Genomic DNA, 19,900 nt, shown 5'->3' on the forward strand with positions numbered 1-19,900 from the left:
TTAAGGTGCTGGCCACCCGTAACCGTTTGAGGACTGCATCCGATTTTTCAACAACCGTACGTTCCGGTGTCCGCAATGGGCGCCGGAACGTAGTGTTATATACGGCAGCTATCGCTGCCGACGAACCCAGCCGGATCGGGTTTATCGTTTCCAAAGGTGTCGGGAACGCTGTGGTCAGGAACCTCGTTAAGAGGAGACTGAGGGAAGCCGGTGCTGCCTCGCTACGCGAGTACGGTACCGGGTTCGCCATAGTGGTCCGGGCTCTGCCTGCGTCCGCGGCCGCCAGCTGGGATCAGTTGTTGGCGGACTACAACGCCGCGCTGGAATCGACGGTGAGCCGGTTGGGCAGCCGCCTTCCGCGGGCTGCTGTTAACGGTTCTACCGGTACAACACAGGAAGGGACACAGCGTGCATAACGTGACTGCCGCCGTCGTCCATTTCCTGCAGCCTGTTGCCGTCACCCTGGGCAAGGTCATCTGGAACCTGCCCCGCAACATCCTCATTCTGCTGCTCAAGGCCTACCGCAAGGTGATTTCCCCCTTGTACGGCCAGGTTTGCCGCTTCTTCCCTTCATGCTCGGCATACGCCCTTGAAGCAATCACTGTCCATGGTGCAGTCAAAGGGAGTTGGCTTGCCGTCCGGCGCCTCGCCCGCTGCCACCCGTGGAATGCCGGCGGCGTGGACCATGTCCCCGCCGGCCACCGGGAATGGCCTGAAAACCGGACCCCCACAATTGTTGTGCTGAACAACCCGGACAAGTACCTGGCTGCTCAGACTGATGGAGAAGGCCGCCTTGCGGCCTGACGAATAGGGATATCGTATGGACTTCTTTGAAACAATCATGTTTCCGTTCAAGTGGCTTGTGTCCATCATCATGGTGGGTTTTCATGAGGGCCTGAGTTCCATCGGCATGCCGGAGGCCTCCGGCTGGACATGGACGCTCTCCATCATCGGCCTGGTGCTGGTGATCCGTGCCGCTTTGATCCCGGTGTTCGTCAAGCAGATTAAAGCCCAGCGCGGCATGCAGCTGCTGCAGCCGGACCTGAAGAAACTCCAGGACAAGTACAAGGGCAAGACCGACCAGCTCTCCCGCCAGGCAATGGCGCAGGAACAGATGGCCATGTACAAGAAGCACGGCACCAACCCGTTCTCCGCCTGCTTGCCCATGCTGATTCAGATGCCGTTCTTCTTCGCGCTGTTCCAGGTTCTCTCCGGCATCAGCACGGCCCGTGACCAGGGCAAGAGCATCGGCGCGATGAGCCACGAACAGGTGTTGCAGTTTGATGACTCCACCATCTTCGGAGCGCCGCTGTCAGCTACGTTGCTGCACAACCCCGAGGGCAACGTAGTTGCCGTTTATGTCCTGTCGATCGTGATGATCCTGGCCATGACGGCCTCGCAGTTCATCACGCAGAAGCAGATCATGGCCAAGAACATGTCTGAAGAAGCCATGGCCAGCCCGTTCATGCGCCAGCAGAAAATGATGCTGTACATCCTGCCGATCGTGTTCGGCGTGGGCGGCATCAACTTCCCCATCGGTGTGCTGATTTACTGGACCACCACCAACCTGTGGACCATGGCACAGCAATTCTTTGTCATCCGACGGATGCCGACGCCGGGATCCCCTGCCGCCAAGGCACTGGCCGAGCGCCGTGCGGCCAAGGGCCTGCCGGCCCTGCCCATCCTGGGCGGGAAGAAGGCCGACGCCGAAGCAGAGGCCGCCGCTGCCGCTGCAATCATCGAGGCCAAGGGTCAGCGCATTCAGCCACAACGCAAGAACAGGAAGAAGAAGTAATGTCAGCCGAGAGCACCGAACACGCCCTTTCCGACGAGGTCACCGAAGACCGCGACGAGTCCGTGAGTGATGCCACTTCCACGAAGGGCTCAACGGCCAGCCGCCTGGAAGAAGAGGGCGATGTTGCTGCCGACTACCTCGAAGAACTTCTGGATATCGCTGACATCGATGGCGACATTGACATTGAGGTCCGCAACGGCCGCACCTACATCTCCATCGTGGCCGAAGAGGAATCGGACAGCCTGGACAGCCTCGTGGGCGAAGACGGAGAGGTCTTGGAAGCGCTGCAGGAACTGACCCGCCTTTCTGTCCTGTCTGCCACCGAGAACCGTTCGCGCCTGGTGCTGGACATCAATGGCTACCGCCAGCAGCGTGCCGGACACCTTCAGAAAATCGCTGAGGATGCCGCCGCTTCGGTCAAGGAGACCGGCAAAGCCGTGGCCCTCGAGCCGATGAGCGCCTACGAACGCAAAATTGTCCACGACGCCGTAGCTGACCTTGGTCTGGTCAGTGAATCCGAAGGTGAAGGCGCTGGCCGCCACATCGTTGTATCCGCTGACTAGAGAATTGCTGAACAGCTAATCATGGTTGATATCACGGCAGCTGAACTGCTGGCCGCAGAGAAGATCTTCGGCGACCGGCTGGACCTCGCTAAGCGATACGTTGAGCACCTGGCTACCTCTGGAACGGAGCGTGGGCTCATCGGCCCGCGTGAGATCCCGCGGCTGTGGAGCCGGCACGTCCTGAACTGCGCAGTCATCGAAAGTGAGATCGCCCACGGGAGCCATGTTGCCGACGTCGGAAGCGGTGCAGGCCTCCCCGGACTGTGCCTCGCCATCGCCCGTCCGGACCTGGAACTGACCCTGATTGAGCCTCTCGAGCGCAGGGTGATCTGGCTCCAGGAAGTGGTGGATGACCTTGGCTTGGCTAACGTGACGGTCATGCGAACGCGGGCGGAGCTCGCCGTGGGGCATGTGAATGCCGATGTGGTGACCGCCCGTGCGGTGTCAGCACTGAGTAACCTGGCTGGACTCACTATTCCCCTGCTTGGCGGCAAGGGTGAGGTTGTGGCTATCAAGGGCCGCAGCGCGGGCGAGGAAATTGAAAAAGCCGCTAAGGTCATCAGGAAACTCGGTGGCGTCCAGACGTCCGTGGTCACGGTGGGTGAGCATCTCCTGGAGGAGCCCACCACCGTGGTCCGCATCGTTGTAAATAAGTCCCAAAAGATTGCCTAGCGCCGGGCCCCGGTAACCTTGGTCTACAGGGCGAAGCGGTTAGGCTAGACAACGGCAGCAAAAAGCTGAACGAGAGTGAGTGTGTCCCAGTGACCAGTAGCGAAGCCTCCACACAACGGATTCCCCCGTTTGTGTCTTTGGGGTCAGCACGATCAGTTGCTGGGCCGGGATACGCACCAGGACGGGGCGGAATTCACCCGAATCCGGTTGCTGAACTTGCAACGATGGCCGCTGTTTCACGTGAAACAACCACTTCCGGTAAAACCAATGTTTTTGACTCGATGGACGATTCCAGCCCGATCGCCCGTGAACTTGCCCATGAGACCAAGCGCAGGGAACGCCTCCTGGGCAGGGAGTTGCCCAAACCCGAGAAGACTCGGATCTTCACGGTCTCGAACCAAAAGGGTGGTGTTGGCAAGACCACCACTACCGTAAACATCGCAGCAGCCCTGGCAGCGGCCGGCTTAAACGTCCTGGTCATTGACATCGATCCCCAGGGCAATGCTTCTACAGCACTGGGCGTCGAGCACCATGCCGATGTGGACAGTATCTATGACGTCCTCATCAACGATTTCCCGCTCGCCGACGTTGTGGCGCCTTGCCCTGATATCAGCAACCTGATCTGTGCACCCGCCACCATCCATCTCGCCGGCGCGGAGATCGAACTCGTCTCCCTTGTGGCCCGCGAACAGCGGCTCCGCCGGGCCATTGATGTTTATGCCAAGGCCCGAGCCAAGAACGGCGAAGAACGCCTGGACTACATTTTCATTGACTGCCCGCCCAGTTTGGGGCTGCTCACAGTAAATGCCTTCTGCGCCGCTGGCGAAGTACTGATTCCTATCCAGTGTGAGTACTACGCCCTCGAGGGCCTGAGCCAGTTGCTCAAGAACATAGAGATGATCCAGAAGCACCTGAACGCTGACCTGGAAGTCTCCACAATTCTTCTGACCATGTACGACGGCCGGACTAACCTGGCGGCGCAGGTAGCTGCAGAAGTTCGCCAGCACTTCCCGGACCAGGTATTGGGTGCGGTGGTTCCACGCTCCGTCCGGATATCGGAAGCGCCAAGCTACCAGCAGACCGTGATGACTTACGATCCTTCCTCCAGTGGAGCCCTGTCTTACCTGGAAGCCGCAGCTGAAATTGCTGAACGCTAGAATCTTCGAAAACTGCAACAACCGGAGCCGGGCTTTGTCAGGCTCTACCACTGGAGGGATTTATCCATGAGCGAAAAGCGACGGGGCTTAGGCCGCGGTCTTGGCGCACTCATTCCAAGTTCCGCCTCTGGCAGTGCGTCGGGTAACGGGGCTGCAGCGTCCCGGCCAGTGGATCTCTTCTTTCCTGAAGGCCGGAAAAAAGTCACCTCGGTTGAGGATGATGCCGACCGTACGCCGTCTGACAGGACGCCCGGCGTAGCCGAACCCGCGGCTGCTGATGCACAGGCTGAAACTGATGTCACGCCCACGGCCAGGAAATCGGCCGCGCCCAAGACGGCGCCGCGAGCTACGCCTAAAGTTGAGGCTAAGCCGGCAGCTGCGAATGAACCGTCGAAGCAGCGGACAGCCGCCGCGAAGCCCAGCTCCCCCAAGCTTGCCGAGGACGAGGCCCCCGCCGGGACATCAGCTGCCATTTCCGAGGACACCCAGCAGATCGACAACGGTGTTGACTTGGTGGAAGTGCCCGGAGCGCGGTTCGCCGAAATTCCCGTGGGTGACATCCACCCGAACCGGAAACAGCCGCGTTCCGTCTTCGATGAAGATGACATGGCGGAGCTGATTCACTCAGTCCGCGAAATAGGCGTCCTCCAGCCAATTGTCGTGCGCACATCAACCGAATCCGGTGGTGAACCATATGAGTTGGTGATGGGTGAGCGCCGGTGGAGGGCTGTCCAAGCCGCAGGCCTGGAAACCATCCCCGCGATTGTCCGTGACACCACAGATGATGACCTTCTCCGTGATGCGCTGCTCGAGAACTTGCACCGCAGCCAGCTCAACCCACTGGAAGAGGCTGCGGCCTACCAGCAGCTTCTTGAAGATTTTGGCACCACTCACGAACAGCTTGCAGACCGGATCGGACGGTCCCGGCCGCAGGTCTCCAATACGCTCCGACTCCTAAAACTGCCACCACTGGTCCAGCGGCGTGTGGCGGCAAGTGTTCTATCGGCGGGCCACGCGCGGGCCCTGCTGGCTCTTCCCGATGCTGCAGCGATGGAACGCCTGGCGCAGAAGATCGTGGCCGAAGGTATGTCCGTGCGTGCTACCGAGGAAGCGGTCACTCTTTACCAGGACCCGGCGAAGCCAGCCAAGAACAACATTCCGCGCCCTGGCGCCCGCCACGAGCGGCTTGATTACCTGGCTTCTTCACTCTCAGACCGCCTGGATACAAACGTCAAGATTTCGCTTGGAGTGCGTAAAGGACGCGTCAGCATCGAATTTGCAAGCGTTGAGGACCTAAACAGGATCATGGAGGTCTTGGCTCCGGGCCAGGACAGCTAAAAGGATACGCATGAGGGGGCCTGTTTCACGTGAAACAGGCCCCCTTCTTTGTCTTCGTTTCCACGAGGGGCTGCGCAGTTCGTTTGTGGGGAGCACCATGTCATTAGTGACTTCTTGGGCACAAATTCCAGGCCGCTGCACTCCCGTGCTTGGTCGGGACTAGGGCCAGCCGGCGGAATCAGGTTGGACGCATATCGGGCCGCGCTGATGGGTGAACCCTATGGATTGCATTTTTGAGTCCTGCGGCATGTGTTGGTTCCTGTTCAGCGTTCCGTCCGTTCACTGACGCGCGATTACCACAACGTTCGTGTTTCTTCTATTACGGCGAACAAAACGGGAAGCTTTCGAGGCTATTCGGATACATTTCCGGAATCGAGCCCAGGCTCATCGAATTGGGACGTGAAAAGAGTCTTCCTAGCATGGCTTCCAACTTGGTGGCGCCATTTCCGGGACTTTCTGTTTCGTCTACGGTCGCGGCGCTCACTCTGGGACACAAGGTTCTCAGGTCGTGGAACCTGATCTCTGTGACCGTTCGTCCAGGGCACTTGCACCGTGGGAGCAGAACGATCCACAGTGTCCCCTGTCGTTTCACGTGAAACACACGGCGATGCAGAGACTTGGGCGGAAACTTGCTCCCCGATGCCGGAAATCCCAGATGTTGGGTACGTCTAGCCCGGCGGCTACTTAGAATCTGGGTACCTTGGAGTGCATGCGTTGCCTCGGCCCAGGATGCCGGCTCAGGCCTCAAAGCTTGCAACTGTACGTCAATAGGCCAGAGCCAAACATGGAACTATTAGAAGCATCCCGGCCGCGGCCCAAGCATGCGCATTCCTTCCGCGAGCGGAAGACGATTGCCTTGGCCTTTCTGAGGGCTTCTTCGGCGGATTGTTTCACGTGAAACAGCACTACTCCAGCCGGAAAGTTCACAGGTCCGGACGGGCAGTGAACTCCTACCCGCTCATTGTGGCACTGCGTCTGCTTTGCCCGTCTCTGAAGGCCCCCAGATCCATCACTACCCGTACCATCCAGGGCGCATCTGCGTCCCGGAGGCGGCCCGGGGCCACAGTGGGGGCGATATGAAGGTCCACCTCATTGGGCGGCCCAACAGCCGTGCTACGGGCCTCACGTTCGCTACGCCCCTCATGGGACCGTCATCGTGGGAAGAGGCTGAGCTGGCAACATACAGAGCGTCGGAGCCCACGGCCACTATTTTCTGACGTCGGACACCTTGCTGCCCAAATTGATTCGTCTTCGGGGGTCTGGGCAGGCTAGGTTCGGTCCTTGCCTTGGATCGTACTGAACCACGGTATGCAGAGGACAATCTCCTGTTGAGCTATTCAGCAGCCTTCGTCCCGATGAACCAGAGCGTGGACACTCTATACGCTTCGGAATGGAAATCTCATGTGGAGGGAGCACGCCAGGCTGACAGTCCCCCACCCGGCGGCTTTGTCGGACCAGCCATGCACCTCATCGTCGATCTGGCAGGGCCTGTTTCATCGCGTTGTCGATCTTGGAGACTTAGTCCTCCACAATGGGTGATCGGTCCGGCAGTCCGGGACCAAAGCCTAAAAGACGAATGATTCTTGCCCGCTGCAGATGCAGGGGAAGACATGGCCTCTTGGGGTGGGAGCTGATCGGCACTCCCCCTCCTTGAGCGCCCTCGTCGGTTCAGGACGGATGCCGAGGTGTTCCGTCGCCATGGGGCTTGGCCAATCAGCAGGCAGGATTCAGTACCCCGACAACAATTGCCCAGGGCGAGCGTGGTGCAGAATTTGAACCGCTAATTGACAGCTGATCTCAACGACCGACGGAGCCCCGTCCGAAGGAATTGAGAGACTGCCGCTTGGAGGAGGAGTTGGCTCCGGACTGGCGGCCCCGGAGCGCGTGACAACACAAGGGTGGAGGATGGACGTATTCGTCCGATTCCAGCCGGCCTGTCCCAGGTGGGGCGCGGAGCGGTCTTTGACTCCAGGAGGTTGTCGGTGAGCTGTCCACTCCATGTGTCCGGACGGAAAAGAACTATGAATGCTACCGGTGAGGAGTTGGACGTTGGTTGCCTGAAAGCCTGGCAGACGCCCTTAGACGAGAGGCTTGGGTCGACGTAGTCTGGGGACGACCTGTGTATTGTGCAGTGGATAACGCTGTGGATAACTTTGTGGATAGAAGCCGGCCGGACATACCGCGAGCCCCTTCGGTGTCGACGCCCCATTTGTTTTCTGGGTTCTCTTTGGCTGGTCCCTACTCACTGGACGGCCGCCTGTTTCACGTGAAACACACTAGGTTGTCTCGGCCCGGGCGGAAATACCGGAATATTCGCTTACTGAAGCTGATTTTCGGGCTTGAAGGGCCCCAATAGTAGCGCAGAAGTGGGGGCAATGGGGGTTCTGCTCAAGGGGACTTCCGCCAGCCCATGTCGGCGCTAGGCAAGGAATGGCAGTCCTGCGTTCCTGTGATTAATTTCTCAAAAACCACCTTGTGCATAAGCCTGTGGATAATGATGTGGATAACTTCTGGGGATAAGCATGCAGCCTGTTGACAAACTGGCCTTCCACCGAGGTGAAGCCTCCAGCCTAACTGGTTCAAAGTCAGTGCTTTGTTCCGTTGGCGGAACGGTATGTGAGACGCGGGTTCAAGAATCGGTCACTGCCATGGAATGGATCACGGCATGCTTGGCGCGGCTTTCCCCTCTGAGTGCCTCAACATGGGTTCGACAGTGGAGGGTTGTTGCCTTAGGTTATCCGCGCAACCAGGACCCGATCGTCTAGTAAGACGTGTTCGCTACTGATTGACCGATCGACGGAAGGCCGTGCATGGTTGAAGATCGGACCGGTACGTGATGTCACCCGCGCGACGGGACCTGTGCGTGGTGCCTTGCGTACCTCTGGGCGGTGGCTGTTTAGCGGCATAACGGCGTCTAACACTCGCCGGCTGATGCCGGACACTTCCATGACGTTTGGGATGTGCGGCTCTCAAAGGACTAGCACTGCCCCTATTAGCACCTAAGGTGCGAGTGGGTTAGGCGGCCCCAATTTCGGCAGGTGCGTGTCTGGGGTCTTGCCGTCGAAGCGACTGCTTTCTCCGTCATGTGTGCCTCGCGCTTTCGGTTCCTTACAGCCAAGGACGGCTAGGGTGTTTCACGTGAAACATTGCGCCCGTCCGGGCCACGCTCGTGGCGCCAACAGCAGCCAAAGGGCCCCGTAAGCTCCGAGCCGGGCTGCAGGTCGCATGCACTGATGCACCGCGGCAGCAGCACTAGGCCGAAGGGGCATACCGGCAGCTAAGGCCGAAGGGCGTACCGGAAGGCTGTCTGCTCTGTCCGGGAGCCAGCGTAGTGCCGACCGCCCCGGGCGTTGGGTTCGGCAAAGTGCAGGGCTAGGGCTATGCGAAGTAGTGTCAACGCACTTGCAAGCCGACATTGCCGAGGAAGCCAGCCGACGAAGCCAATTGGGATGTAGCCAAGCAAGAGTCGATCGTAGTACCGCCACGGTTGGCGGCTGCCACTGCTTGAGTCCTGTTTCACGTGAAACAGCCGGAAGGCGTCGTGGCCCTGGTGGCTTTGTCCTGGTGTTCTGGTTCCAAGGACATGATGAGCTGAGTAGAGGCGGACAGAATACCCGACGCGTTGTCCATTGGGTCGCTGAGCCCCTACGAAAACTCGCAGGCGGACAAGTCGTGCGGCGTACTGCCGGGCGGCCGAACACGTCGTGCCTTCGATTGCTGGTGCCGGCGGACGTGGTGGCCTGTCTCGCGCAGTGGATAGGTCCTCCTCCCCGTCCACAGTGGCGATATGCCCGAATGTAGCTTTCTAGAATGGGGCTGGCTTGTCTGGCTGAGCTGGTGCCAGATTAAGTAGGGCTATTCTGTAGTCGCCCAGAGTTTGCACCAGATGCTCAGGTGGTGGGCTCAAGAGACAGGATGAATCGATGGGGACCAGCCAGATTCAGAAACCTCGGCGACTGCGCCATGAGTTGCCCTGGGCCGCGCACTAGTGAATCTGTAGTCGTGGACTCCGGGGACGATGGCGTTATGGCGGGTGTTTCAGGAACCCTGGACGCGCCCGTTGCTGCAGATCGACGTTCCGACTCGGTCCCCTATCCCGAGGGGCCCAGTCCCCTGTCCTGAGCGGCCGAGCCTGACGTTGCCACCGGTCTTTGCCACCAAACTTTGCGGCAGGCAACCGACCGTAAGAGTAATCGCGACTTGCAGACAGATAGGGTGAATAACTGTCGAAAAGGGCGGTTTGATTCTCACAGCAAGCTGGATGTTAGCCGTATCCGGTTGTTGCCATTGTTCCTTGGCGATTTTCCATTTTCTCGGCGGGTGTGGCGCAGCCAGAATTCTAGGGAATGTTGCACTGGATGTGCACCGGCGGATCATGTGCTCGTCCAATTGTGGGCCGCTGTATGTAGGAAGGATGACTCGCTATGTTTCACGTGAAACACGTTATTTTGTCGACTGGCAGGGACTTCCGATGAGGTGCGCGAATCGCTCATCCACGGGTCCCACACGCGCTCGACAGCCTTGGATGGACTCGGAAAATGTCGCAGAGCACCGCATGGAATCCACCCGGGCAACTATGAAGTCAAAGTATCGACTCGTGATGGAAGTGCGGCGCCGGGTCATTCTTTAGCTCAGCCCCAAGGAACTGATTCACCAGAGGCGTGAGCCTGCCATACGCTTATGGCACCTTATGCTCATCCGACGGGAATGACGAGGTGTCGCTTTGAGGTACATCTCGCGATCCAGGAGAGTTCCGGCCCCATGACAGACACCGGCCTCCAGAGCTGATGCACATCGAGGGCTGGTCTGCTCGGGTTCCCTCAGGATGACAGACCTGAATGGGCGCCCTCCACTGCATGCCGCACAGAGTCCATCTCTTGCCACTTCAAGGCCACGCAATGTTTCACGTGAAACACGGGCTCGGAGCCGTGCCTATACAAGTGGAACTTCACCAAGTTTGCCCAGCGCTCCCCCAGTTGCAGGCAAGTCCAGAAAGTGACACTCAGGACGGCTGGGAGAACAAATGCGATACGAATTAAACGAAAAATGGACACATAACCCAGCAGATCGCGGCATAAGTGGTGGACCTCAGTAACTTCAGCCGCTTAAAAGAGGATGGCCACCGCTTGGAAGCGGTGGCCATCCGGTTGGCGGCTGAGCGATGAGCCCAGTTCCAGCGAGAACCCTTAGGACAGAACGTCCGCGAATTCCTTCTCAAAGAACTGCTTTGGCTTGGCGCCAATCACCGTGTTCTTGACCTGCCCATCCTGGAACAGGTAAACGGCGGGAATGGACGTGATGCCATACTCAGCCGCGATGGCCGGGTTGTCGTCAACGTTGACCTTGACGACGTTCACTTTCTCGCTGTACTCCACGGAGATCTCATCGAGGATGGGGCCCAGTTTGCGGCAAGGGCCACACCACTCCGCCCAGAAGTCCACAATGACCGGCTTGTCCGCTGACAGGACGTCCGTGCCGAAACTTGCATCAGTTACGTCTTTTGCGTTGCTCATAACCTTTTCTCTCTCTTCAAAGGGTGGATACGCGAATTAGGCGTGAAGGTCTGCGAGGTAGTGCTCTACATCAATGGCTGCTACACAGCCCGAACCGGAAGCCGTGATGGCCTGACGGTAGGTGGGGTCCACAACGTCTCCGGCGGCAAAGACGCCAGGGATGCTGGTTTTGGAGCTGCGGCCCTCGACGGCGATGGTGCCGGCGGGCGTGATATCCAAAGTGTCCTTCACGAGCTCAGTGCGGGGGTCGTTGCCGATTGCAACGAAGACCCCGGTGACAGCGAGGTCGGAAACGGATCCGTCCAGGAGGTTCTTGATTTTCAGTCCCGTTACCTTGTTCTCGCCAATGACGTCGGCCACGGTGCTGTTCCAGATGAAACTGATCTTTTCGTGGGCCAGCGCTCGGTCAGCCATGATCTTCGAAGCCTTCAACGAATCGCGGCGATGGACTACTGTGACAGACCTTGCGAACTTGGTCAGGAACAGCGCTTCCTCCATGGCGGAGTCTCCCCCGCCGATGACTGCAATGTCCTGGTCCTTGAAAAAGAAACCGTCGCAGGTTGCACACCAGCTCACGCCGTGGCCGGAAAGGCGCTTCTCGTTGGGTAGTCCCAGTTCACGGTAGGCGGATCCCGTCGACAGAATAATTGCGCGTGCCTGGAATGTTTCACCCGTGGCGATCGTGACGGTCTTGACATCGCCCTCAAGCTGCAGTGCGGTGACATCCTCGAACTGGATCTCCGTACCGAACCGCGCCGCCTGCTTCTCGAAGTTCTCCATGAGGTCCGGGCCCATGATGCCCTCGGGGAAGCCCGGATAGTTCTCAACGTCGGTAGTGTTCATCAGTTCTCCGCCAGCGGTGACGGAGCCCGCCAGAAGCAAGGGCTTGAGGTTGGCACGCGCCGTGTAGACGGCGGCCGTGTAACCAGCCGGGCCCGAGCCGACGATGATGACATCACGTACTTCGGACGCGGTGTTTTCTGCGTTGCTCACTGAACGGTGAACCTCTTCCTTAATTGATGCGCCACCCCGTGGAGGTGGCCACATGGCACAACTGAATCGCATTGCTGAATATTCCGGGCGCCGGTAAACGAAGGAACCATCCGGTAACGGTGCAAAGTCACCTCAACAACGACGCCATACCAGATTACCGTCTGCAGACAGCAGAGCCGCGCCTGTTACCCCAAGAGTGAAGGGGAACTGGCGCGGCTCGACTGCAACGACAAGAACGCGTGAACTATTGGATTTTGATTTCGGCAAGACGGATGCCGTAGCCATATCGCGTCTTAGGCGCAGCCAGCTTGGGCAAAGACTTGATGGACACAATGACGTACTGGGCGTCAACAGGTTCAGCGAGGGGCATGGTCAGATCGGTGGAGGTGAAGCTGTTGGTCCCCACCTGCTTGGCGCCATCCAATGATGGCCGGTCGTTCGTGAACACGCTGATGTTACCGCCGGATGCTCCCAGCTGGGTCAGCGTGATAGAAGAAACAGTGGCCGGGCTCTTCAGCTTAATGAACAGCGGCACACCGTCAGGAGCTAGCCCGCCCCATCCCTCAGTGGCAAACTCCATGTCAGACCAGTAACTGGCGGCATTGCCATCAAACGCTTTCACCAGGTCCACATCGTAGGTGGCGGCAAAATCGAAATTACCCTGGCGGGTAATGCCCTCGATGGCGGGAGGTGCAGCTGGCGCAGTCGAAGTAGCGGTCGGGTTGGCCGGACCGGATTCCGAAGGAGCCGCGTTTGAGCCAGTGGCAGTGGTGTTTGCCTGTGGATCAGAGCGGAACAGGCTTCCCAGATTGGTCACAGCGAAGACGAGTCCAGCAATGAGGACCACGGCGAGCAGGCCCCCGACCAGCCAGCGCATGGAGCGGGGCTCGCGCTCGGGCTCGTCGTCGTCGTAGTAGGTCTCGGGTTCGTCTGCGGGGGCGGAGGATGTCGCTGCCGCTGCGGGCGCAGCAGAACGGGCAAAAGCGGGGAACTTCCCAGAGGAACGATCCGCCTGGCGGGGCGCGGCGGTCGCTGCCGGCTCATCATAGGCGGCTTCCTGTTGGTCCGTACCGTAGTTGTAGTCCTCTTCATTCCACAGGGAGACCTTGGGTGAGGCCGCGCTGGTGCTGTCCGCGGAACCGGAGCCCCCGGCTACCGGCACATTGGGCTGCCGGCCGTTCGGCTGGAGCGGCTGTGGGGAGGTGACGTGCTGGGACGCGGTTCCGGAAGCGGCAACGCCGGCGGCAGCAGCACCACCGGCCGCTCCGGCGGCCGCGCCAGCCGCAGGGGACGAAGCGGGCCGGGCGGGCGGCTTAGGCGGAACCACCGGCTGGTTGGCTCGGTAAGGGTCGACCTGGCTCGGGTGATCATCCGAATACTTGATGTAGCCGGCGTCGACGTTCTCTTCGTCGTCGTACGGTTCCGGTTCATGTGACCGTGCCTGGCCAAAGATTTCACTTCCGAGCGTATCCGTGAAAAACGGCTCTACGTACGGCGGGTTTGAGGCGACCACAAGGTCCAGCAGGTCTGCGGCGGAAGTGTGATTGGTGATCAGGTAGGTGGCTGCCTCCGTGACACCAAGATCAAGGACCTGGACGGTGCCGGGCCGTTCACCGGTGGCAACTTCACGGGCGCTCTGGGCAACCTGCTCGGTATTTTCCGGGCCGGCGACCAGAATGCTGACTGGACGGTTGAGAACCTGGTCCACCCCGTCCAGCACCAGATCCTGGTCGTGTGAAGTCAATACCGTGGCTGTGACCTTGTAGCGGCCGCCGAGTACTGATCCAACATCGATCGGGTGGGACACGTGTTCCTCCTAGACTGTCCGGGAAATTGCCGGCTTGTGGATGGTGCCACTGCCGTTCCAGGGCCTGCCGGCGGGCCGGCTGACGCTTGACTGCAACAACCCTTGTTCACTTTCGATCCTAGCCGATGGGCTGTGGCGGCCGGTGGAGACAGGCAGCTGATAACCCCGGCTATATCACTTTTTTCGTGGCCGTCGCGGCTTGAAGTGGGGGTTCTGCCCCGCTGGCCCTTGGAAGGTCCGCCGGCCGGGCAACGGGATCTCGTCCCGCAGCAGGCCCCGCCTGGCTGTGCCGGGCACGTCTTCCGCCGGCAAGTATCCACCGCCGGATCCGTCGTCGGAGTCGGCTGGAGGGGGAACGGCGTGGGGGGCGTGGTCCCGTGACGGCTCCGGCACTGGCCCCGCCCGGAAAGAGACGGCGTCAAACTCGCCGGAAATCCGGGGAATCAGGCCGGTGTCCACCGAGACCGTGGCGCGTTCCGGCGTCGGACGTCCCGTTCCGGAGTGGGCTCCCCCTGAACCGGACGACGGCGGCGTCTCCGGACCGGAGTCAGTGGGAGCGGCGGACTTGGACCGACCAAGGCGTCCCAGCAGCGGGCGGAGAAGGTCGCGCAACTCCGAGACATGGAAGATCTTGAGCAGGAAAACGTAGACCACCAGCATGATGGGTCCGACGACGATGAGGGTCACCAGTGCGGTTGCCTGGTTGGTCCAGGCAAAGCCGTCCGGGCTGTAACTGCCCATCAGCCATAACGCGCCGGCGCCCGCAACGGCGGATCCCAGCGCGGCGTACCCCATCCGGATATACGAATTGGCAATCCGCGGACCGTCGAGGTGTCCCAGCAGCCGGCGCAGGAAATAGGCGCTGATCACCACCGAGAGGATGTTGCCCACCATATAGAGGATGGCGATGGCGTAGATGATCTGACCGACGGGCAGGAACTGGATGGCGAAGGCGCCCACAACATAGACAAGGGCCAGCAGGAGCTGAATATAGAACGGTGTGCGTGCATCTTCATTGGCGTAGAAGACACGGGACATCATGAAGTTTGCGCTCATAAAGGGCGTGCTGAGGGCCAGGAGCGTGAGCGTCTGGGCCAGCATCACGCCGTCCTGCCGGGGGCCGCCCGAGAAGAACATGCCCAGCGGTCCCGCCAGGGCGAAGAGAGCCAGCGCGCCAAAAACAGTGGCGACAGCCATGGTTCGCAGTCCGTGGGAAAGGGCATCACGGAGCTCGTCCCGGTTGCCGTCCTGGGAAGCCCGGGTCATCCGGTTGAACAGGACTGTGGCCAGCGAAATGGCAATGATGGAGTGCGGCAGCAGGTACAGCTGGCTGGCCACCTCCAGCACGGCGTTGCCGGGCAGCATGGCGGCAGCCGGATCACCGGCAGCCTGAAGCCTGAGCCGCTCGGCTCCGGGAATTGTGGCGATACGCATGACATACAGGAAGGCGAGCTGCCCGACGGCGGCCGTCAGCAGTGTCCACACGCTGAGTTTTGCCGCCTGGCCAAGTCCTACTCCCCGCCAGCCGAACCGCGGACGCAGCTTGAGCTTTAGACGGAATACCGGCACCAGCAGGATGGCGGTCTGGGCCACCACACCAATGGTGGAAAACCCCGCCACAAGAAGGGTCTGCGAAGAACCCCAGTTTTCCAGCGTGTGCGGGTTGGCAATGTTGGCCCCAAAGATCCAAATGAACATTCCCAGGCCAGCGACGGCCACGAGGTTGTTCAGGATGGGTGCCCACATGGCAGGGCCAAAGGCTCCGTTGGCGTTAAGGACCTGGGTGAGCAGCGCGTACAGGCCGTAGAAGAAGATCTGTGGCAGGCACCAGAACGCAAAAGCCACCGCCAGCGACTTCTGCTGTGGCGAGTAACCCTGCGTGGTCAGTTCAATTACCCATGGGGCTGCAAGGGTCACCAGGGCCGTGAGCCCCAGCAGCAGGAGCACAGCCAGGGTCAGCAGCCGGCTGATGTAGTCCGCTCCCCTGTCCGGCGCTTTGCTTGCCTTGATGATCTGGGGCACCAGTACGGCGTTAAAAACGCCACCCGCAACCAGCAGGAAGATCAGGTTGGGAAGGTTGTTCGCGTTGATGAAAGTGTCGTTAACAGTGGACCCGAGTCCAAGGGCAATGCCGAGCATCCAGGTCTTGCCGAACCCCAGGAAGCGGGAAATCAGCGTACCGGCGGCCATGATGGCACTGGAGCGCGTTTCGCTGGGTTGGACGGCAGCAGGCTCGGCTTCACCGGCATTGCCTGCGTTGTCGGAGGGGAAGTTGGTAGCGGACATCGACTTCATCGTCTCACCCGGAAGCCGATATTGCCGCAACGCAGCGGGAAGCCGCGGCCGCGGGGCGCGCGCGATGGACTACTCAAAGATGTTCGGGCAGGACTTCCCGCGCGAGGTCGGCGATGCGCCGTTCGTTGGGAAAGGAGAGCTTCCGCGCGAGTTCCTGGATAGGTACCCAAGCGACGTCCACGGCTTCCTGGTCGGGATCGTTCTCGATGGTGAGTTCGCCGCCGGTGGCGCGCAGCAGGTAGTGGTGCACGGTCTTGTGCACGCGATGTCCGCTGACAGTGAACCAGTAGTCGATGCTGCCCAGCGGCGCCAGAATGTCGCCCTCGATGCCTGTTTCCTCGGCAATTTCGCGGACTGCGGCCTCTTCGTTGTTTTCTTTGCCCTCCGGGTGCCCCTTGGGCAGGCACCATTCGAGCCGTCCGCCCCTGTTAAGGCGGGCGATGATCGCAACCTTGAGGTCGCCGTCGGAAGTGTCCACTACTACCCCGCCGGCGCTGATCTCCTCCACAGTTGGAAGCGAGGCCGGTGCCGAGTGCTGGGCGGGCGCGACATGGGCACCGATTGCCGATGGCAACGGTGGGTTTGTCCTCCTGCCGGGAGCGCTCGGTACGGGATGGGCCATGAAGTCCACTCTAACGACTCTTGCCCGTTCCTGATGACCGGAACATGACATCGGGATGGACTGCGTATGACGCACTTTGCCCCCGCCGGAACGATTAGGCGTGATCTTCACGAGATTTTGGCCTGCCAACGCTCTGGTTTCTGCCAAGCTTAAGTAACTATGGCGCACGTACATCACAAGACTGAATCCCACACCGTCGATTTCCAGGTTGACCCGGTGGTCCTGGAGCTCGGCCAGCGGTTTGTCGACGCAGGCCACGAGCTGTCGTTGGTGGGTGGCCCGGTCCGTGACCTTTTCCTGGGGCGGACGTCGCCGGACCTGGACTTCACTACCGATGCCACTCCGGATCAGACGGTGGCCCTCATTAAGAAGTGGGCGGACAACTACTGGGAGATTGGCCGCGCCTTCGGAACCATCGGTATGCGGAAAGCCGGCTTTCAGATCGAGATCACCACCTACCGGGCCGAGGCCTATGATCCCGAGTCGCGGAAGCCAGTGGTGGCGTTCGGTTCCTCCCTGACCGATGACCTGCTGCGCCGCGACTTCACTATTAACGCCATGGCACTGCGCCTGCCCTCGCTGGAGCTCATTGACCCTTTCGGCGGCGTGCGGGACCTCCACGGCTCCGTCCTGGCCACCCCCGGTTCCCCCGAGGCCTCCTTCTCCGACGATCCCCTCCGCATGATGCGCGCCGCACGGTTTGCCTCCCAGCTGGGGATTTCCGTGCATGACGACGTCCGCCTCGCCATGAGCCAAATGGCCGAGCGGATCACGATCATCTCCGCCGAACGTGTGCGCGATGAGCTGGTCAAGCTCATCTGCGGCGCCAACCCCCGGACCGGCGTGGACCTCCTGGTGGACACCGGCCTGGCAGAGTACGTGCTGCCCGAAGTCTCCGCCCTGCGGCTTGAATCGGACGAGCACCACCGCCATAAGGACGTTTACCAGCATTCTTTGCAGGTCCTGGAACAAGCGGCTGCCCTTGAAACCGATGCCGACGGCGACGTGCCGGCTCCGGACTTTGTGCTGCGGTTTGCGGCGTTGATGCACGACGTCGGCAAGCCGGCTACGCGGCGTTTTGAACCGGGCGGCGCGGTCAGCTTCCGCCACCACGACATGGTGGGCTCAAAGCTCACTGCGAAGCGGATGAAGACACTGCGCTTCGACAACGACACCATCAAAGCCGTGGCCCGCCTGGTGGAACTGCATATGCGCTTCTACGGCTACGGCGATGCCGGCTGGAGCGATTCTGCCGTCCGCCGCTACGTCACGGATGCCGGTCCGCTGCTTGAGCGCCTGCACCGGCTGACCCGCTCGGACGTCACCACCCGCAACCAGCGCAAAGCCGAGCGCCTCGCCTTCGCCTACGACGACCTTGAGGCCCGCATCGCAGCACTGCGCGAGCAGGAATCCCTGGACGCCGTGCGCCCCGACCTCGATGGTGCCCGGATCATGGACATCCTGGGCCTCAAACCGGGGCCAGTCGTTGGCCGTGCCTACAAGTTCCTCCTGGAGGAACGGATGGAGCATGGCCCCCTGCAGCCGGACGATGCCGAGGCCAGGCTGCTCGCCTGGTGGGCGCAGCAGCCCGAAGCAGCACCTCCGGTTCCGGAGGCCGATGAGTCTCTCGCCGACGTCGAACTTTCCGCTACTGAGGAGCCCTAATGAACATCTCTGCCATGACCCCCCGGCCTCAGCTCTGGATCCTGCGCCACGGCGAAACGGAGTGGTCCAAGAGCGGCCAGTACACGGGCCTGACCGATCTGCCGCTCACGGTGGAGGGCGAGCAGCAGGCCGTGGAGGCTCGCAAAGTGCTGGACCAGGTGGACTTCGACCTGGTCCTGACCTCCCCGCTGCGCCGTGCCCGCCGCACCGCCGAGCTCGCAGGATTCCCGGACGCGCAGCACGAGCCCCTCGCTGTGGAGTGGAACTACGGCGACTATGAAGGAATCAGTTCGGACCTGATCCGCAAGGACAATCCTGACTATCTGATCTGGACGCACGGGGTGCCCAACGGGGAAACCCTGGACGAAGTGGCGGCCCGCGCCGACAAGATCGTGGCGAGGGTCCTCGAATCAGGTCTGGATAATGTGCTGATCGTCGCCCACGGGCACTTTTCCCGGATCCTTACCGCCCGCTGGCTCGAATTGGCACCCACCGAAGGTCGCCACTTCATATTGGGTACCGCGAAAGTCTGCACATTGGGCTGGGATAAGAAGACTCCGGCAATTGTGCGCTGGGGCCTCTAGAAGGCTTTAGTTACAAAAGAATTTGAAATGTTTCCCCATTCAGTGGCGAACTGATGCATTCATAGTGTAATTTTATTTCTGACCCCAGAGCGTCTCGCCGGGGTCAAGGCGCGCGTTTGCCTGGCGAGTCAGTCAGTGCAACGGCTTAGCGGAAAAGGAGGTTGGGAGAAATGATTACTTTGACTAGCGGATGGAAGATGACCATCACCGCGTTCCCGGCCCCTGTCGCACATGCGCGCCATCTTGACCGACGAACTGACTCCTAAAGCCTATTGCTGCTGATGCCGAGCATCAGTGGAGCAATAGTTACCTACTAGCCGCCCCGTCAGGGTGGCCGGTTGTCAGCATCTGGTCCAGGCGGAACCCCTCGGTTGCGCAGCACCCATAGTTCGGAACCAGCTTCTTGTTGGGTCTGCAGCGCCAGCCTCAGGGGCCCCATTTTCGCATTCTGCGAACTCTATTAATTAGCACCGGGCATTTCTTTGCCTAAATTCAGGCGTTTATTGTCGCGACCATAAACGGCTCTATTTGTTGTGCCTAATTCCTGCTGAAAGCCCAGAGACCATGACGATCACCACGCCGGCACCATCCAGTTCGCAGCCTGCAAGCCAAGCTGCCAAAGACCCTCGGAAGGAGGTGACACACATGATCAAAAAGATCCAGCGACTGTTCTCCAGGCCCCAACAAGTCCGCGACAGGCCCCGTGAATTCAACGGTGACCTACTGGACAGCCATCGTGAGTACGTTTTCTTACTGATGCACCAGCAAATGCGCGGCATGAACTGATGCCGCAGTCCCTCTTCGTTCGTACAGGAGGAGCTGATGGCTAATACCGGCAGCAATCCGCAAGGAGCCCACGCGGCGACGCGTGGGCTCCCCCATTTAAGCGAAGCGAG

The 19,900-nt window shown here is 60.4% G+C and carries 15 protein-coding genes; 9 read left to right on the forward strand and 6 right to left on the reverse strand.

Annotated features, from left to right (window positions below):
- Positions 1-5 precede the first annotated feature (5 nt).
- From rnpA to ACFC25_RS09290, 7 genes are all read left to right on the forward strand, one after another.
- A complete protein-coding gene (gene rnpA, locus ACFC25_RS09260) occupies positions 6-416 on the forward strand; it encodes a ribonuclease P protein component (RefSeq protein WP_337345174.1) in 411 nt (136 codons plus the stop codon).
- A complete protein-coding gene (yidD, locus tag ACFC25_RS09265; RefSeq protein WP_337345173.1) occupies positions 409-804 on the forward strand; it encodes a membrane protein insertion efficiency factor YidD in 396 nt (131 codons plus the stop codon). The genes rnpA and yidD overlap by 8 nt, the downstream gene beginning before the upstream one ends.
- Positions 805-820: 16 nt before the next feature.
- Entirely contained in the window at positions 821-1,795 is a 975-nt protein-coding gene (gene yidC, locus ACFC25_RS09270; protein WP_337350458.1) for a membrane protein insertase YidC, read from the forward strand.
- On the forward strand, positions 1,795-2,358 hold the full coding sequence (locus ACFC25_RS09275) for a R3H domain-containing nucleic acid-binding protein (RefSeq protein ID WP_337345171.1): 564 nt from the start codon (positions 1,795-1,797) through the stop codon (positions 2,356-2,358). Before yidC ends, ACFC25_RS09275 begins: the two co-directional genes overlap by 1 nt.
- A 21-nt stretch (positions 2,359-2,379) precedes the next feature.
- A complete protein-coding gene (gene rsmG, locus ACFC25_RS09280) occupies positions 2,380-3,030 on the forward strand; it encodes a 16S rRNA (guanine(527)-N(7))-methyltransferase RsmG (protein ID WP_337345170.1) in 651 nt (216 codons plus the stop codon).
- A gap of 89 nt (positions 3,031-3,119) precedes the next feature.
- The gene (locus tag ACFC25_RS09285; RefSeq protein WP_337345169.1) at positions 3,120-4,187 is read left to right on the forward strand and encodes a ParA family protein; all 1,068 of its coding nucleotides are present in this window, start codon (positions 3,120-3,122) and stop codon (positions 4,185-4,187) included.
- Between the two features lie 66 nt (positions 4,188-4,253).
- Positions 4,254-5,525: a ParB/RepB/Spo0J family partition protein gene (locus tag ACFC25_RS09290; protein WP_376044881.1), complete on the forward strand. Its 1,272-nt coding sequence runs from the start codon at positions 4,254-4,256 to the stop codon at positions 5,523-5,525.
- 5,186 nt (positions 5,526-10,711) lie between these two features.
- Here the strand turns inward: ACFC25_RS09290 and trxA are convergent.
- From trxA to ACFC25_RS09315, 5 genes are all read right to left on the reverse strand, one after another.
- A complete protein-coding gene (gene trxA / locus ACFC25_RS09295; RefSeq protein WP_131132027.1) occupies positions 10,712-11,038 on the reverse strand; it encodes a thioredoxin in 327 nt (108 codons plus the stop codon).
- A 36-nt stretch (positions 11,039-11,074) separates the two neighbouring features.
- The gene (trxB, locus tag ACFC25_RS09300; RefSeq protein ID WP_376044882.1) at positions 11,075-12,031 is read right to left on the reverse strand and encodes a thioredoxin-disulfide reductase; all 957 of its coding nucleotides are present in this window, start codon (positions 12,029-12,031) and stop codon (positions 11,075-11,077) included.
- 244 nt (positions 12,032-12,275) lie between these two features.
- Positions 12,276-13,838, reverse strand: a complete 1,563-nt coding sequence (locus ACFC25_RS09305) for an ABC transporter substrate-binding protein (protein ID WP_376044883.1) — start codon at positions 13,836-13,838, stop codon at positions 12,276-12,278.
- Between the two features lie 174 nt (positions 13,839-14,012).
- Positions 14,013-16,124, reverse strand: a complete 2,112-nt coding sequence (gene murJ / locus ACFC25_RS09310; RefSeq protein WP_376044884.1) for a murein biosynthesis integral membrane protein MurJ — start codon at positions 16,122-16,124, stop codon at positions 14,013-14,015.
- Between the two features lie 82 nt (positions 16,125-16,206).
- Complete coding sequence (locus tag ACFC25_RS09315; protein WP_376044904.1) at positions 16,207-16,707, reverse strand: NUDIX hydrolase; 501 nt, start codon at positions 16,705-16,707, stop codon at positions 16,207-16,209.
- A gap of 207 nt (positions 16,708-16,914) precedes the next feature.
- On the opposite strand from ACFC25_RS09315, the gene ACFC25_RS09320 reads away from it, so the two are divergent.
- Positions 16,915-18,420 carry a CCA tRNA nucleotidyltransferase gene (locus ACFC25_RS09320; RefSeq protein WP_376044885.1) on the forward strand — a complete coding sequence of 502 codons (1,506 nt, stop codon included), beginning with the start codon at positions 16,915-16,917 and terminating at the stop codon, positions 18,418-18,420.
- Positions 18,420-19,004, forward strand: coding sequence for a histidine phosphatase family protein (locus tag ACFC25_RS09325; protein ID WP_066288602.1), 585 nt, complete (start codon positions 18,420-18,422; stop codon positions 19,002-19,004). Before ACFC25_RS09320 ends, ACFC25_RS09325 begins: the two co-directional genes overlap by 1 nt.
- A gap of 709 nt (positions 19,005-19,713) precedes the next feature.
- Here ACFC25_RS09325 and ACFC25_RS09330 read toward each other — a convergent pair.
- The gene (locus ACFC25_RS09330) at positions 19,714-19,791 is read right to left on the reverse strand and encodes a hypothetical protein (protein WP_376044905.1); all 78 of its coding nucleotides are present in this window, start codon (positions 19,789-19,791) and stop codon (positions 19,714-19,716) included.
- Positions 19,792-19,900 lie beyond the last annotated feature (109 nt).

Source organism: Pseudarthrobacter sp. NPDC055928 (genome assembly GCF_042270935.1).
Taxonomy (GTDB): Bacteria; Actinomycetota; Actinomycetes; order Actinomycetales; family Micrococcaceae; genus Arthrobacter.

What these genes read in the sequence shown, in the direction of transcription:
- yidC (WP_337350458.1), top strand. Translation starts at nt 821, where the DNA reads ATGGACTTCTTTGAAACAATCATGTTTCCGTTCAAGTGGCTTGTGTCC.
- ACFC25_RS09275 (WP_337345171.1), top strand. Translation starts at nt 1,795, where the DNA reads ATGTCAGCCGAGAGCACCGAACACGCCCTTTCCGACGAGGTCACCGAA.
- rsmG (WP_337345170.1), top strand. Translation starts at nt 2,380, where the DNA reads ATGGTTGATATCACGGCAGCTGAACTGCTGGCCGCAGAGAAGATCTTC.
- ACFC25_RS09290 (WP_376044881.1), top strand. Translation starts at nt 4,254, where the DNA reads ATGAGCGAAAAGCGACGGGGCTTAGGCCGCGGTCTTGGCGCACTCATT.
- trxA (WP_131132027.1), bottom strand. Translation starts at nt 11,038, where the DNA reads ATGAGCAACGCAAAAGACGTAACTGATGCAAGTTTCGGCACGGACGTC.
- murJ (WP_376044884.1), bottom strand. Translation starts at nt 16,124, where the DNA reads ATGTCCGCTACCAACTTCCCCTCCGACAACGCAGGCAATGCCGGTGAA.
- ACFC25_RS09320 (WP_376044885.1), top strand. Translation starts at nt 16,915, where the DNA reads ATGGCGCACGTACATCACAAGACTGAATCCCACACCGTCGATTTCCAG.
- ACFC25_RS09325 (WP_066288602.1), top strand. Translation starts at nt 18,420, where the DNA reads ATGAACATCTCTGCCATGACCCCCCGGCCTCAGCTCTGGATCCTGCGC.